This is a genomic window from Paraburkholderia sp. GAS333 (assembly GCF_050435665.1).
Classification (GTDB): Bacteria; Pseudomonadota; Gammaproteobacteria; order Burkholderiales; family Burkholderiaceae; genus Paraburkholderia; species Paraburkholderia fungorum_A.
This window is the reverse complement of sequence record NZ_JBNDKS010000001.1, coordinates 720,161-735,551: the sequence shown is the minus strand read 5'-3', so window position 1 is coordinate 735,551 and position 15,391 is coordinate 720,161. Positions and strand designations below refer to the sequence as shown.

Below are 15,391 nucleotides of genomic sequence, written 5' to 3'. Positions count from 1 at the left end.
CAGGCAGGACAAAACCTGCGATGTACAACGGTTCATGCCCGGACATCAACATACACACAAGTCTTTGATTTTTAAATCAAATGGAACTTCCGCGCACACTGGTAGACAGAAAAAATCCCCCGCACAGGGGCAAAACGCTAATAGACCACCGTGATCACAAGGAAATGCCAACGCCCCGAAGCACACCGCCAAAGGGCACAGCGCAAAAAAGCTCAACCCCGGCACAGGGGCAACGCTAATAGACCACCGTGACCACAACACAAGGAAAAGCCAACACCCCAGCAACACAACCAGAGGCGCCTCCCAGGCAAAACACCCTCCCATCGCACCGCATGGCAAAAAATCCCCCACCGCCACGCGCCGCTTATAATCAACCATTCCTTGCATTCACCAGCCGAATCGATACAAATGAGCGAGACCCCGAGCGACATCACCTCCACGCTTGCCAAAAGCTTCGAGCCACACACCATCGAAGCCCACTGGGGCCCCGAATGGGAAAAGCGCGCGTACGCCGCGCCGTCCTTCGACGAGAACAAAAAAGACTTCTCGATCCAGCTGCCGCCGCCGAACGTCACGGGCACCCTGCACATGGGCCACGCGTTCAACCAGACCATCATGGACGGCCTCACCCGCTATCACCGCATGCTCGGCGAAAACACGCTGTGGGTGCCGGGCACCGACCACGCGGGTATCGCCACGCAAATCGTCGTCGAACGTCAACTGGACGCCAAAGGCGTCTCGCGCCATGACCTCGGCCGCGAAAAGTTCGTCGAACGTGTGTGGGAATGGAAACAGCAGTCGGGCTCGACCATTACGAATCAGGTGCGCCGCCTCGGCGCGTCGATCGACTGGTCGCGCGAATACTTCACGATGGACGACAAGATGTCGGCCGCCGTGCGCGACGTCTTCGTGCGCCTGTATGAACAGGGCCTGATCTATCGCGGCAAGCGCCTCGTGAACTGGGATCCGGTGCTGCTCACCGCCGTGTCCGATCTCGAAGTGGTCAGCGAGGAAGAAAACGGCTCGCTGTGGCACATCCAGTACCCGCTCACCGACGGCTCCGGCCACCTCACGGTCGCCACCACGCGCCCGGAAACCATGCTCGGCGACACCGCCGTGATGGTCCACCCGGAAGACGAACGTTACGCGCATCTGATCGGCAAGACGGTCACGCTGCCGCTGTCGGGCCGCGAAGTGCCGATCATCGCCGACGACTACGTCGACCGCGAATTCGGCACGGGCGTTGTCAAGGTCACGCCCGCGCACGATTTCAACGACTACCAGGTCGGCCTGCGCCACAAGCTGCCGATGATCGAAATCCTCACGCTCGACGCGAAGATCAACGACAACGCGCCGGAAAAATATCGCGGCCTCGACCGTTTCGAAGCCCGCAAGCAGGTGGTCGCCGACCTCGAAGCGCTCGGCGCGCTCGAATCGGTCAAGCCGCACAAGCTGATGGTGCCGCGCGGCGACCGTACGGGTGTCGTGATCGAGCCGATGCTGACGGACCAGTGGTTCGTCGCGATGAGCAAGCCGGCGCCGGAAGGCACCTTCAATCCGGGTAAATCGATCGCCGAAACCGCGCTCGACGTGGTCCGCAGCGGCGAAATCAAATTCGTGCCGGAAAACTGGTCGACCACGTATTACCAGTGGCTCGAAAACATCCAGGACTGGTGTATCTCGCGCCAGCTCTGGTGGGGCCACCAGATTCCGGCGTGGTACGGCGAAAACGGCGAAATTTTCGTCGCTAAGACCGAAGAAGATGCGCGCGCCAAGGCTGTCGCCGCTGGCTACACGGGCGCCCTGAAGCGCGATGAAGACGTGCTCGACACGTGGTTCTCGTCCGCGCTGGTGCCGTTCTCGTCGCTCGGCTGGCCCAACGAAACGCCAGAACTGAAGCATTTCATGCCGTCGTCGGTGCTCGTCACCGGCTTCGACATCATTTTCTTCTGGGTCGCGCGCATGGTCATGATGACCACGCATTTCACCGGTAAAGTGCCGTTCGACACCGTTTATGTGCACGGTCTGGTGCGCGACGCCGAAGGCCAGAAGATGTCGAAGAGCAAGGGCAATACGCTCGACCCGATCGATATCGTCGACGGCATCGACCTCGACACGCTGGTCGCCAAGCGCACCACCGGCCTGATGAATCCGAAGCAGGCTGCGTCGATCGAAAAGAAAACCCGCAAGGAATTCCCGGAAGGCATCCCGGCATTCGGCACGGACGCACTGCGCTTCACGATGGCGTCGATGGCCACGCTCGGGCGCAACGTCAACTTCGATCTGGCACGCTGCGAAGGCTATCGCAACTTCTGCAACAAGCTGTGGAACGCCACCCGCTTCGTGCTGATGAACTGCGAAGGCCACGATTGCGGCTTCGGCAAGCCAGAACAGTGCGGCGAATGCGGCCCGGACGGACACCTGAATTTCTCGGCGGCCGACCGCTGGATCGTGTCGCGTCTGCAACGTGTGGAGGCAGAAATCGGTAAGGGTTTTGCCGACTATCGCTTTGACAATGTGGCCAACGCCCTATACAAGTTCGTATGGGACGAATACTGTGACTGGTATCTCGAACTCGCGAAAGTGCAGATCCAGACGGGTCAGCCGAACCAGCAGCGCGCTACACGCCGCACGCTGCTGCGCGTACTCGAGACGGTGCTGCGCCTCGCGCATCCGGTGATTCCGTTCATTACCGAAGCGCTGTGGCAGAAAGTGGCACCGTTGGCCGGACGTTATCCTGAAGGCAAGGCCGAAGGCGAAGCGTCCATCATGGTGCAGCCGTACCCCATCGCCGAGCCGTCGAAAATCGACGAAGAAGCGGAGCAATGGGCGGCCGACCTGAAGGCGGTGATCGATGCGTGCCGGAATCTGCGTGGCGAAATGAATCTGTCGCCGGCGCTCAAGGTGCCGTTGCTCGCCACCGGCAACGCGGAGCGCCTGCGCACCTTCGCTCCGTACGCTCAGGCGCTGGCCCGTTTGTCCGAGGTGCAGATCATTGCCGACGAGGCAACGCTCGACGCGCAGGCAGATGGCGCGCCAATTGCTATCGTTGGGAATGACAAGCTCGTGCTGAAGGTGGAAATCGACGTTGCCGTCGAGCGCGAGCGGTTGTCGAAGGAAATTACGCGGTTGAGTAATGAGATCACCAAATGCAATGCCAAATTGCAAAATGAAAGTTTCGTTGCAAAGGCGCCGCCGGCAGTCGTTGAGCAGGAACAGAAAAGGCTGGCCGAATTCGAGGCGACAGTAGGCAAACTGAAGGCGCAGCTTGCGCGCTTGCCGGTCTGACCAACTCAACGTGCTCGCCCGTTTTTACCGGGCGAGCAGGACTGAAAGCTAATCCAGAGGACTCAGGGTAATCACATGCTAAAAGTTACAAAAGCGGTTTTTCCGGTCGCAGGTCTTGGCACCCGATTCCTCCCTGCCACGAAGGCAAGCCCGAAAGAGATGCTGCCGATCGTCGACAAGCCGCTGATTCAATACGCGGTGGAAGAGGCCATGGCAGCTGGCATCACCGAAATGATCTTCGTCACGGGCCGCAGCAAGCGCGCGATCGAAGACCACTTCGACAAGTCGTATGAGATCGAGCACGAGCTGGAAGCGCGTGGCAAGGACAAGCTGCTGGAGCTGGTGCGCAGCATCAAGCCGAGCCACGTCGACTGCTTCTACGTGCGTCAGCCGGAAGCGCTGGGCCTCGGCCACGCGGTGCTGTGCGCGGAAAAGCTGGTGGGCGACAACCCGTTCGCCGTGATCCTCGCGGACGACTTGCTGTACGGCAAACCGCCCGTCATGACGCAGATGATCGAGGTGTTCGACCACTATCACAGTTCGGTGATCGGCGTCGAAGAAATCCCGCACTCCGAAACCAAGTCGTACGGGATCGTCGACGGCAAGGAGTGGGAAGATTCGATCATCAAGATGTCGGGCATCGTCGAAAAGCCGGAGCCGAACGTGGCGCCGTCGAACCTCGGCGTGGTAGGCCGCTATGTGCTCAAGCCGCGCATTTTCGACCACATCCGTTCGATCAAGCCGGGCGCAGGCGGCGAATTGCAACTGACTGACGCAATCCAGTCGCTGCTCGCCGACGAACAGGTTCTCGCGTACAAGTACCACGGCACGCGTTTCGACTGCGGCAGCAAGCTCGGATATCTGAAGGCGACGGTCGAGTTCGCTCTGCGTCACCCCGAAGTGGCCGCCGATTTCGAAGAATATCTGCGCACCCGCTCGCCGGTGCTGGAAGGCTGAAGCGCCTCTCGTTGCAGCCCTCGATTAACGTGGGGCTGAAATAAAAAATCGCTGTGACCCGCATTTGCGGGCACAGCGATTTTTCGTTTAAAGCGACCTATTGCCAGCTTGCGCACCCTGCACGACGCCAAGCTGCGCGGAACCCGGAGAGTGTCCAGGCGCGCGGCCGGTTACGTAACATTCGGCCCGTGTTCCGGGACAATGCTCCCCCACACGCGCCTAGCGCCGCTTCATCAAAAACGTGAAGACCTTGTCTTGCGCCGAGCTTTCGACGATTTCATTGCCGGTTTGCTTCGCAAACGCCGCGAAATCGCGCTGTGAGCCGGGGTCGGTGGCCAGCACCTTGAGAATCTGGCCGCTTTCCATGTCGGCGAGCGCCTTCTTGGCGCGCAAAATGGGCAGCGGGCACATCAGCCCGCGCGCATCGACTTCTTTGTGAATCTGAATTTGCATCGACGATGACCTTCGGGACGAGGCGTCGTCAGCGACGCCGGATAGAGGCCAAATTCTACCGCAGCCGCCGTTTAGCCGCCCGTCGTGACGCTGTGATGTCGTCATTCATGCTGCGTTAGCGCCGCTACAGCGTCACCGCCTCGCCGGTTTGCAGCGACTGCCGCAACGCCATGCCGATGCGCGTCGCTTCGAGCGCGTCGGCGAGCGTCGCGCCTGCCTGCACGCCGGACCCAGCCCCCGATCCGGCCGCACCCGGCCCGCCCTGCACCGCCGCCACGAACGCCCGCGCCTCGTGCAGAAACGCCTCTTCGAACCGGTCGAAAAAATTCGGCGTACATTCGTTGCGGATACCGTTCGCGTCGTATATCTCAACGCGATTCGCTCGCGGATTGTGGCCGATTGCCAGCGCCCCCGCCGTGCCGATCACCTCGCTGTGTGTGTCGTTGCCGTGCGCCTGCGTGCGCGACGCGTAGAACATCGCCAGCTTGCCGTCTTCGAATTCGCAGATCGCCACGCCGTTGTCGACATCGCCGGATTCGCGCAAGCCTTCGTGCAACGCGATCGCGCCCGCCGCAAACACGCGTTTGGCGCGCGGCTTGCCGAGCAGCCAGCGCGCGACGTCGATATCGTGCACCGTGCAATCGAGAAAAATCCCGCCCGACGTGCCCGCGAAGCGCACGAAGAAACCTTCGGTGTCGTTCTTGTCGGTGGTCTGCGAGCGCACGAGGAACGGCCGGCCGATTTTGCCCGCTTCGATCTTGTCGAACGCGTCCTTGTAGCTCGGATCGAAGCGTCGCATGAAGCCGATGGTCGCCTGCAGATGCGGATAGCGCGCGGCCTCGGCCAGCACGCCCTCGCATTCGGCCAGATCGAGTGACAACGGCTTCTCGCAGAACACATGCTTGCCCGCGCGCAACGCGCCGACAATCTGCTGCGCGTGCAGCGACGACGGCGTAACCAGCCACACGGCGTCCACTTCGGAATCGGCGAGCAGGTCCGCGTAATTCTCGTAAAGACGCGGCGCGGGCAACGCTTCACGCGCCCATGCGCGCTCTTCTTCGACCGGGCTGCACGCTGCCACCAGCGATGCGCCCGGCACGCGAAACGCGAGATTTTCCGCGTGCCGCTTACCGAGCCGCCCAAGCCCGACCACGCCGACACGCACCTTCCCGGAAGCTGGAGCCGCCGTCATCACAATGCCTCGCCGAGTTTGACCACGCGGCCTTCGCGCCACGAACGGGTCGCTGCGTCGGCGAGTTCGAGCGCCTTCAAACCATCGGCGACGGTGGTCCGAACCGGCTTGCCGTGCGCGACCGCATCGAAGAAATGCGCGATTTCGAGCGCGTACGCCGCACGATAACGTTCGAGGAAAAACGCTTCCGGCACATCGCTCGACACTTCGGTTTTCGAATACGCCGTGACCTCGGTGGGCCGCACGTTGCCTGCCTGCAGCATGCCGGTGCTGCCGAGTACTTCGAACCGCTGGTCATAACCGTAAGCCGCGCGCCGCGCCGTGTTGATCTGGCACAGCCGGCCGCGCTTCGTGCGGATTGTCACTGCAGTCGAATCGATATCGCCCGCATCGGCAATCGCCGGATCGCTCAGACAACTGCCGGTCGCGTGCAGCGTGTCGGCTTCGTCGTCGAGAATCCAGCGAAAAATATCGAAGTCGTGAATCAGCATGTCCTTGAAGATGCCGCCCGAGTGCTTGATGTACTCGACCGGCGGTGCGCCGGGATCGCGGCTCGTGACCACCAGCATTTCCGGCGTGCCGATTTCGCCCGCGTCGATACGCGCCTTCAGCGCGGAGAAAGTCGGATCGAAGCGCCGCTGAAAACCGATCATGCACACCACGCCCGCGCGCGCCACCGCGTCGGCGCACGTGCGCGCGCGCTCGAGCGTGAGATCGACCGGCTTCTCGCAGAACACATGCTTCTTCTGCGCGGCCGATTTGACGATCAGGTCCGCGTGCGTATCCGTGCTCGAGCAGATCACCGTCGCGCCGATTGCTGCGTCGCCCATCGCGCCGTCGATATCCGCAACCTGCGCGCCGTGTTCGGCCGCAAGCGCCGCAGCGGCCTCACGGTTCACGTCGACCACGTACTTGAGCCGCACGCCCTTCTGCCGCGCGAGATTCGCCGCATGAATCCTGCCGATGCGCCCCGCGCCGAATACCGCTACGTCGATCGTCTGTACCGCGTCAGTCATCGTATCCTCCTGTGTCCTGGGATTCTTCAACGTTCAATTCGAGCTTGTACGCGAGCGCGATGAATAACGCCTGGCACAAACAGATCGTGCTGGTCAGCGAGCGGAACGCGAACGCGCTGCCCTCTTTCACATACAGTTGCGTGGTTGCGTAACGGGCGAGCGGAGATAGTTGGCTATCCGTAATAACCAGGGTTTTCGCCTGGTGATGATGCGCGACGCGCAGGCAATATTGCGTTTCTTTCCCATAAGGCGCGAAGCTGATCGCAATCACCACATCGCCCTTTTTCACGCTGCGAATCTGTTCGCGATACATGCCGCCGAAACCCGACACCAGATGCACGCGCTTGGGCGTGTGCTGCAACGCATAGACGATGTAGCTCGCCACCGGGAACGACCGCCGCACGCCGATCACGTAAATGTTGTCGGCCTGCTGGAGCATCTTCACGGCGGCGTCGAACTGCTTGTCGTCGAGTCCCGCTTCGAGTTCTTCCAGACCGCCGCGCGACGCCGCGATGAATTCGCGCGCCACCGAGCCGCCCGACAACGCGCCTGGTTTCTCGTCGATCAGCTTGCGAATCCTCTGCTGATAACTCGGTGACGAACTGCCCTGTCCCGTGTATGCCTGTTTGAACACCGCCTGCAAATCCGAGAAGCCGGAAAAGCCGAAGCGTTGCGCAAAACGCACGACGGCCGACGGATGCACGCCGCAACTCGCGGCGATATCGCTGGTGCGATCCACCATCACGCTGGAGCGGTTCTGCTCGATATAAGTCGCGACGTTTTTCAACTGACGCGGCAACGCGTCGTAGTTCTCCGCGATGCGCTGCATCAATTCTTCGACGCTCGGCAATTCTTCCGTGCTCTGTTCCGCCATGACTCTCTCTCGCTTGCTTTATTGCAGTGCGGCAACCGAAGTTGCAAACACCTGCAACGCCCGCCGCACAGGCTTCCGACGCTGCCGATTATAGGCAGCCTACCCGTCAAATGGAACGTATTTTCCATTTTTCTTTGTCATGAAATTTTCATTGCACCGGCTTGGAAGATGACCTACTCTTGGTCGTGAGCGATGGTGCTTCGGCGAATATGCGCCCTCCCCTGTGCGCGGAAAAAGCGCCGTCCGCCATACGCTCCCTTTAATAACGACAGACCGAGAAAGGTGGAGACAATGAGACTTTGCAAGGGCAAGGCTACGCTCAGGGTTCTGGTGACGGCATTGACGTTGGCGACGGGATTCGGCGCGGCATCGGCCGCCCGCGCGGCTGACGCCCACTTCGTGCTGATCAGCCACGCGCCGGATTCGGACTCGTGGTGGAACACCATCAAGAACGCCATCAAACAGGCCGACGAGGACTTCAACGTCGAGACCGATTACCGCAATCCGCCGAACGGCGACATCGCCGATATGGCGCGTCTGGTCGAACAGGCCGCCGCGCGCAATTACGACGGCGTGATCGTCACCATCGCCGATTTCGACGTGCTGAAAAGCTCGATCAACAAGGTGACCGCGAAGAAGATTCCGCTCGTCACGATCAACTCCGGCACCGAGGAACAGAGCGCGCAACTGGGCGCGATCATGCATGTGGGTCAACCCGAATATGTCGCTGGCAAAGCGGCTGGCGAGAAAGCGAAAGCGGCTGGCGTGAAGTCGTTTCTGTGCGTGAACCACCTCGCCACCAACACCGTTTCGTTCGACCGCTGCCGTGGTTTCGCAGAGGCAATCGGCGTCGACTACAAGAGTTCGACGATCGACTCCGGCCAGGACCCGACCGAGATTCAATCGAAGGTCAGCGCGTATCTGCGCAATCATCCGAACACCGGCGCGATCCTGACACTCGGACCGACCCCGGCTTCGGCCACGCTGAAAGCGGTTGAACAGATGGGCCTCGCGGGCAAGATCTATTTCTGCACGTTCGACTTCTCCGACGACATCGCCAAAGCCATTCAAAGCGGCACGATCCAGTTCGCGATCGATCAGCAGCCCTATTTGCAGGGCTATATTCCGGTCGCCGTGCTGGCCATCGTGAAGAAAGAGCACACGATGGACCCCGTGAAAATCCGCCAGATTCTCGAAGCGAATCCGAAGTTCAAGGCACGTCTCGCGACTTACGGTCTTGCACCTTCGTATGGACCGAAGAACATCCGTTCGGGTCCGGGTTTCATCACCAAGGAAAACCTCGACAAGGTCATCAAATACGCAGGGCAGTACCGCTGATTCTTTTCTCTAGCTAGTTAGTCACGCGCCCGGCGGGCCGCGCTGCGAGTCAACACGATTCGCAGCGGGACGCCTGCCGCCCGCGCGCTTTTCACCGGCTGTGGTTCCCGCAACGCATCCCCGCTTAGCTACGAACACGGTCCGGCACCAAGGAGACATCATGGGTGTAGCCGGCAAACACTTCCCACCGCACGTCAAAACGAATCCTGCTGCGCCGCGCGACAACGATGCGCCGTCGCTGCCGGACGCCGACGAGCGCGTGCGCAAGGAATCCCGATTCGGTCATTTGCTGAATCGCCCCGAATTCGCCGCGATTTCCGGCGCGGTACTGGTGTTTCTCGTCTTTGCATTGGGCGCCGGCGGCTCCGGCATGTTCAATCTCGACGGCGTGATGAACTGGTCTCAGGTGTCGGCATATCTCGGCATTCTGTCGGTCGGCGCGTGTCTGCTGATGATCGCGGGCGAGTTCGATCTTTCCATTGGTTCGATGATCGGCTTTGCCGGGATGATGGTCGCGATTCCGTCGGTCTATTTTCACTGGCCGATCTCGCTAGCGATCCTGTTCGCGTTTGCAGGCTCGATGCTGCTCGGCGCATTGAACGGCTACCTGGTGATGCGCACGCGCCTGCCGTCGTTCATCGTCACGCTCGCGTTCCTGTTCATTTTGCGCGGCCTCACGCTGGCGCTGTCGATCATGTTCGCGGACCGCACCATCGTCTCCGGTGTCGGCGATCTCGCACAACAGGACTGGTTCGCCAACACGCTGTTTCACGGCGTCGCGCTGAGCGGCCTGTTCCTGACGCTTGCGCATCACGGCATCGGCACTCTGCTCGATAACGGCAACGCGCTCGTGCCCGGCATTCCGAAGGTGATTTTGTGGTGGCTCGGACTCGCGGCCGTGTGTGCGTTCGTGCTCGCAAAAACGCGCGCTGGCAACTGGATTCTCGCTGTCGGCGGCGACGCGAACGCGGCCAAGAATGTCGGCGTGCCGGTGCGTCGCGTGAAGATTTCGCTGTTCGTGCTGACCGCATTCTGCTCGTGCCTGTTCGCGGTGCTGCAGGTGTGCGATATCGGTTCGGCTGCGGCCGACCGTGGTCTGCAAAAGGAATTCGAAGCGATCATTGCCGCGGTGATCGGTGGCACGTTGCTGACGGGTGGATATGGCTCGGTGATCGGCGCGTGTTTCGGCGCGCTGATCTTCGGCGTCGTGCAGATCGGCATTACGTACACCAATGTCAGCTCGGACTGGTTCCGCGTGTTCCTCGGCGTGATGCTGCTGATCGCCGTGCTGTTCAATCACTATGTGCGCCGCCGCGTCGCGCAATCGTAACGAGGAGACGACCATGTCCGATACGAACTCAGTACACGATAGCGCCGCAGACAACGATGCTTCCGGCGACGACGTGATCCTCGCGCTGGAAAACGTCTACAAATATTTCGGCAAAGTGATCGCGTTGAGCGGCGTGACGTTGCGGCTGAAACGCGGCGAAGTGCATTGCCTGCTCGGCGACAACGGCGCGGGCAAATCGACGTTGATCAAGACGCTGGCCGGCGTGCATCAGCCCTCTTCCGGCCAGTATCTGGTGGACGGCCAACCCGTCCTGTTCGATTCACCGAAAGACGCGCTCGATCTCGGCATCGCCACCGTTTATCAGGATCTCGCACTCGTACCGCTGCTTTCAGTCGCCCGCAACTTTTTCATGGGACGCGAGCCGGAGAAGAAACTGTTCGGTTTCCTCAAGGTAATGGACCTCGAAACCAGCGCGATCACCGCGCGCGACAAGCTCGCGGAAATGGGCATCAACGTGCGCGACCCGCATCAGCCTATCGGCACGATGTCGGGCGGCGAGAAGCAATGCCTCGCGATTGCCCGCGCGATTCACTTCGGCGCGCGCGTGCTGATTCTCGACGAACCGACCGCCGCACTCGGCGTGAAGCAGAGTTTCAATGTATTGAAGCTGATTCACAAGGCGCGCGCGAAAGGCATCTCGGTGATCTTCATCACGCACAACGTACACCACGCGTATCCGATCGGCGATTCGTTCACGATTCTGAATCGTGGCCGCTCGCTCGGCACCTTCACGAAGGAAACCATCAGCAAGGACGAAGTGCTCGACATGATGGCCGGCGGCGCCGAAATGCAGAAGATGATCGGCGAACTCGAAGGCGCGACGATCTGACCGATTCGCGTGGATCGCCCGGCGCTCGTGTCGCCGGTGATCGCGCTCAGCTACTCAGGACTATTCATGGATCACTCCAGCACATCCAGCGGCGCCGCGACCGGTTCGACGTCCGCCAGCCGCTTCGCGCCGGGACGCAGCCGCGACGTCGTCTGCCTCGGCCGCCTTGCCGTCGATCTGTACGCGCAGCAGGTCGGCGCGCGGCTCGAAGACGTGTCGAGTTTTGCGAAGTATCTCGGCGGGTCGTCGGCGAATATTGCGTTCGGTTGCGCGCGGCTCGGGCTTGCGTCGGCGATGCTCGCGCGCGTCGGCAACGATCATATGGGCCGCTTTCTCACCGAGACGCTCAGCAAGGAAGGTTGCGACGTCAGCCATGTACATGTCGATCAGGAACGTCTGACTGCGCTGGTACTGCTCGGCCTGAAAGACCGCGATACGTTCCCGCTGATCTTCTATCGCGAGAACTGCGCGGACATGGCCGTCGACGAAGCCGATTTCGACGAGGCGTACATTGCGTCGTCAAAAGCGCTGCTGATTACCGGCACGCACTTCTCGACCGAGCAGGTGAATCGCACCAGCCGCCGCGCACTCGATTACGCGCGCCGCAACCAGGTGCGTACTGTGCTCGATATCGACTATAGACCGGTGCTGTGGGGCCTCACGGGCAAGGCGGATGGCGAGACCCGCTTTGTCGCAAGCGAAGGCGTGACGGCTCATTTGCAACGTATTCTGCCGCTATTCGATCTGGTGATCGGCACCGAGGAGGAATTCCGCATAGCCGGCGGCAAGGCGGCACTGGTCGACGCGCTCGCCGCCGTGCGCGCGGTCACGCCCGCCACGCTCGTACTCAAGCGTGGGCCGCTGGGTTGCCAGATTATCGACGGCGAAGTGCCCGCTTCACTCGACGCTGCGCCGATTCATGGCGGCGTCGAAGTCGAAGTGCTGAATGTGCTCGGTGCGGGCGATGCCTTCGCTTCCGGTTTTCTGTCCGGCTGGCTGCGCGATCAACCGCTCGAAGCGTGCGCGCGCGCCGCGAATGCGAGCGGCGCGCTGGTCGTGTCGCGTCACGGCTGCGCGCCCGCGATGCCCACGCCCGCCGAACTCGGCTATTTCCTGCGCGAAGCGAAAGCCGACCCTCAGCGCATGCGCCGCCCGGATCGCGACGCCACGTTGGCACGTCTGCATCGCGTTTCACCAGCACGCAAACAGTGGAGCGAAGTGCTGGGCTTCGCGTTCGATCATCGCAACCAGTTCTTCGAACTCGCACAGCAAACCGGCGCCGACGAAGCACGCATCGCGCGTCTGAAAGGGCTGTTCGTCGAAGCCGTGTCGCAGACCGAAAGCGCGCTGGAACTGCACGGCAAGATCGGCGTGCTGATCGACGACCGTTATGGTCAGGATGCGTTGAACGCAGCAACCGGACGCGGCTGGTGGATCGGCCGTCCGGTTGAACTGCCCGGCTCCGTGCCGCTCGTGTTCGATCATGGACGCTCGATCGGCACGACGTTGATCGCGTGGCCGCAGGAGCATATCGCCAAGTGCCTCGTGCAATTCCATCCCGACGAACCGATCGAACAGCGGCTCGAACAGGAAGCGCAATTGCGCGCGCTGTACGACGCGACGCAGGCGAGCGGACACGAGTTGCTGCTCGAAGTCATTCCGCCGAAACATGCGCATTTGCCGCAGGCGCCGGACATCGTGTATCGCGCGTTGAAGCGGCTGTACAACATCGGCATCTATCCCGAGTGGTGGAAGCTCGAACCGATGGAAGCCGCGCAATGGAAAGCGGTCGATGCGCTGATCGCCGAACGTGATCCATATTGCCGGGGCGTGGTGCTGCTCGGTTTGTCGGCAGGCGTCGAGCAGTTGAACGAGGGCTTTCGCGCAGCGGCGCAATCGGCGACATGCCGTGGCTTTACCGTGGGGCGCACGATCTTTCACGAGGCGAGTCATGCGTGGCTTGCCAATGAAATCGACGACAACGAACTGATTGCTCGCGTGCGGCGCACGTTCGAAACGCTGATCGCGTCATGGCGCGCGACGCGTGGCGAGAACGCCGCGCAGACTGGCGCAACGAGTCATGTTCATCAGGAGCAGGCGGCATGAACGAGCACGTAATGCACCATGAGCATCACGAAACGGCATCCGCCAACGACGCGAGCGACACTCTTGCGACCGCCAGCGGCACCGTCCGCCTGACCACGGCGCAGGCGCTAGTGCGCTACCTCGCCGCCCAACGCGTGACCACCGAAGACGGCAAAGGCACCGAGCCGCTATTCGGCGGCGTGTTCGCCATCTTCGGACACGGCAACGTCGCGGGCATGGGTGAAGCGCTGTATCAGCATCGCGACGAATTGCCCACGCTTCGCGCTCACAACGAACAGGCGATGGCGCACAGCGCGATTGCGTATGCAAAGGCGCATTTCCGCCGACGCATGATGGCGGTGACCACGTCGATCGGACCCGGCGCGACCAACCTGCTGACCGCAGCCGCGCTCGCGCATGTGAACCGTTTGCCGGTATTGCTGCTGCCCGGCGATATTTTCGTATCGCGCGCGCCCGATCCAGTGTTGCAGCAAGTCGAGGATTTCAACGACGGCGGCGTATCCGCGAACGATGCGTTCAAGCCGGTATCGCGCTACTTCGATCGCATCATGCATCCCGCGCAATTGCTGAGTGCGCTGCCGCGCGCGTTGCGCATTCTCACCGATGCCGCGATGTGCGGCCCGGTCACGCTCGCGTTACCGCAAGACGTGCAGGTGCAGGCGTACGATTTCCCCGTCGACTTCTTTGCGCCGCGCGTCGTCCGCTTTCATGCGCCCGCGCCGCGTGCCGACGATATCGACGCTGCGTTCGCGCGTTTGCGTCGCGCGAAGCGGCCGCTGATCGTTGCGGGCGGCGGCGTTCTCTATGGCCGTGCAACCGATGCACTGCATCGCTTCGCGACCTCGCATGGCGTGCCGGTCGCCGAGACACAGGCAGGCAAAGGTTCGCTCGCATGGAACGACCCGTTGAACGCGGGCGCGCTGGGCGTCACGGGCTCTCCTGCCGCGAATGCGCTCGCAAGCGAAGCCGATTGCGTGCTCGCCATCGGCACGCGCTTGCAGGACTTCACCACCGGCTCGAATACGCTTTTCACGCAGGCCGACGTGGTCGCGATCAATGCAAACGCGTTCGATGGCCTCAAGCATCGCGCGCTAGTCGTCGAAGCGGATGCGCGGCTCGCGCTCGACGCGCTCGCCGATCCGCTGCAAGGATGGCATGCCGAGCGCACGTGGACCGCGCGCGCGCAGAAACTCGCGGCCGGTTGGCGCGATACGGTGAGCACGCTCACGCACGCGCCGCAGCGCGATGCCGTGCTGCCGTACGAAGGCGATGTAATCGGCGCAATACAGCGTTCGAGCGCTCGCTCCACGACCGACGACATCGTCGTGTGCGCGGCGGGTACGTTGCCTGCCGAATTGCACAAGCTCTGGCGCGCGGGAAAACCGGGCGCGTATCACGTCGAATACGGCTATTCGTGCATGGGCTACGAGATCGCGGGCGGACTCGGCGCGAAGCTCGCGCGACCCTCGCGTGAAGTCATCGTGATGCTCGGCGACGGCAGCTACCTGATGATGAACAGCGAAATCGCGACCTCGGTGATGCTCGGCGCGAAGCTGATTATCGTGGTGCTCGACAATCGTGGGTACGGTTGCATCAACCGTTTGCAGCAGGCTTGCGGTGGTGCGCCGTTCAACAATCTGCTCGACGACTGCAAGCAGGGTCCGCTCGGCGCGCCGAAGATTGACTTCGCCGCGCACGCGCGAGCGTTGGGCGCGCAAGCCGAGCACGTCGAAAATATCGCCGGACTCGAAGCCGCGATGCAACGCGCGCGCGCGGCGGATCGCACCTACGTGATCAGCATCGACACCGATCCCGCCCGCACCACCGACGACGGCGGCTGGTGGTGGGAAGTCGCCGTGCCCGAAGTGTCGTCGCGCGATACGGTGCGCAAGGCCCGCGCGAAGTACGACGCGCAAATCGCGACGCGCGCCGACCCGGCCGCTTTGAACGACAGCGCCAATTCCACCGATCATGAATGAGGACGCTC

The 15,391-nt window shown here is 61.9% G+C and carries 11 protein-coding genes; 7 read left to right on the top strand and 4 right to left on the bottom strand.

What is annotated here, in order from left to right:
* Positions 1-408: 408 nt before the first annotated feature.
* Both ABH945_RS03395 and galU read left to right on the top strand, forming a co-directional pair.
* Complete coding sequence (locus tag ABH945_RS03395) at positions 409-3,288, top strand: valine--tRNA ligase (RefSeq protein ID WP_429249705.1); 2,880 nt, start codon at positions 409-411, stop codon at positions 3,286-3,288.
* A gap of 75 nt (positions 3,289-3,363) precedes the next feature.
* A complete protein-coding gene (gene galU / locus ABH945_RS03390) occupies positions 3,364-4,245 on the top strand; it encodes a UTP--glucose-1-phosphate uridylyltransferase GalU (RefSeq protein ID WP_074764747.1) in 882 nt (293 codons plus the stop codon).
* 219 nt (positions 4,246-4,464) lie between these two features.
* Here the strand turns inward: galU and ABH945_RS03385 are convergent, their stop codons facing one another.
* From ABH945_RS03385 to ABH945_RS03370, 4 genes are all read right to left on the bottom strand, one after another.
* Positions 4,465-4,692: a sulfurtransferase TusA family protein gene (locus tag ABH945_RS03385; protein WP_041746333.1), complete on the bottom strand. Its 228-nt coding sequence runs from the start codon at positions 4,690-4,692 to the stop codon at positions 4,465-4,467.
* 130 nt (positions 4,693-4,822) lie between these two features.
* Positions 4,823-5,890, bottom strand: a complete 1,068-nt coding sequence (locus ABH945_RS03380; protein WP_429249704.1) for a Gfo/Idh/MocA family oxidoreductase — start codon at positions 5,888-5,890, stop codon at positions 4,823-4,825.
* Positions 5,890-6,906, bottom strand: coding sequence for an inositol 2-dehydrogenase (iolG, locus tag ABH945_RS03375; RefSeq protein ID WP_429249703.1), 1,017 nt, complete (start codon positions 6,904-6,906; stop codon positions 5,890-5,892). The genes ABH945_RS03380 and iolG overlap by 1 nt, the downstream gene beginning before the upstream one ends.
* Positions 6,899-7,780: a MurR/RpiR family transcriptional regulator gene (locus ABH945_RS03370; RefSeq protein WP_074764753.1), complete on the bottom strand. Its 882-nt coding sequence runs from the start codon at positions 7,778-7,780 to the stop codon at positions 6,899-6,901. Before ABH945_RS03370 ends, iolG begins: the two co-directional genes overlap by 8 nt.
* 291 nt (positions 7,781-8,071) lie before the next feature.
* Between ABH945_RS03370 and ABH945_RS03365 the strand changes: the two genes are divergently transcribed.
* From ABH945_RS03365 to iolD, 5 genes are all read left to right on the top strand, one after another.
* Positions 8,072-9,118: a sugar ABC transporter substrate-binding protein gene (locus ABH945_RS03365; protein ID WP_074764755.1), complete on the top strand. Its 1,047-nt coding sequence runs from the start codon at positions 8,072-8,074 to the stop codon at positions 9,116-9,118.
* 160 nt (positions 9,119-9,278) lie between these two features.
* Positions 9,279-10,448, top strand: coding sequence for an ABC transporter permease (locus ABH945_RS03360; protein ID WP_429249702.1), 1,170 nt, complete (start codon positions 9,279-9,281; stop codon positions 10,446-10,448).
* Between the two features lie 13 nt (positions 10,449-10,461).
* Positions 10,462-11,298, top strand: coding sequence for an ATP-binding cassette domain-containing protein (locus ABH945_RS03355; protein WP_429249701.1), 837 nt, complete (start codon positions 10,462-10,464; stop codon positions 11,296-11,298).
* A 66-nt stretch (positions 11,299-11,364) separates the two neighbouring features.
* Positions 11,365-13,404, top strand: a complete 2,040-nt coding sequence (locus ABH945_RS03350) for a bifunctional 5-dehydro-2-deoxygluconokinase/5-dehydro-2-deoxyphosphogluconate aldolase (RefSeq protein ID WP_429249700.1) — start codon at positions 11,365-11,367, stop codon at positions 13,402-13,404.
* Entirely contained in the window at positions 13,401-15,383 is a 1,983-nt protein-coding gene (iolD, locus tag ABH945_RS03345) for a 3D-(3,5/4)-trihydroxycyclohexane-1,2-dione acylhydrolase (decyclizing) (RefSeq protein WP_429249699.1), read from the top strand. The genes ABH945_RS03350 and iolD overlap by 4 nt, the downstream gene beginning before the upstream one ends.
* Positions 15,384-15,391: the final 8 nt, after the last annotated feature.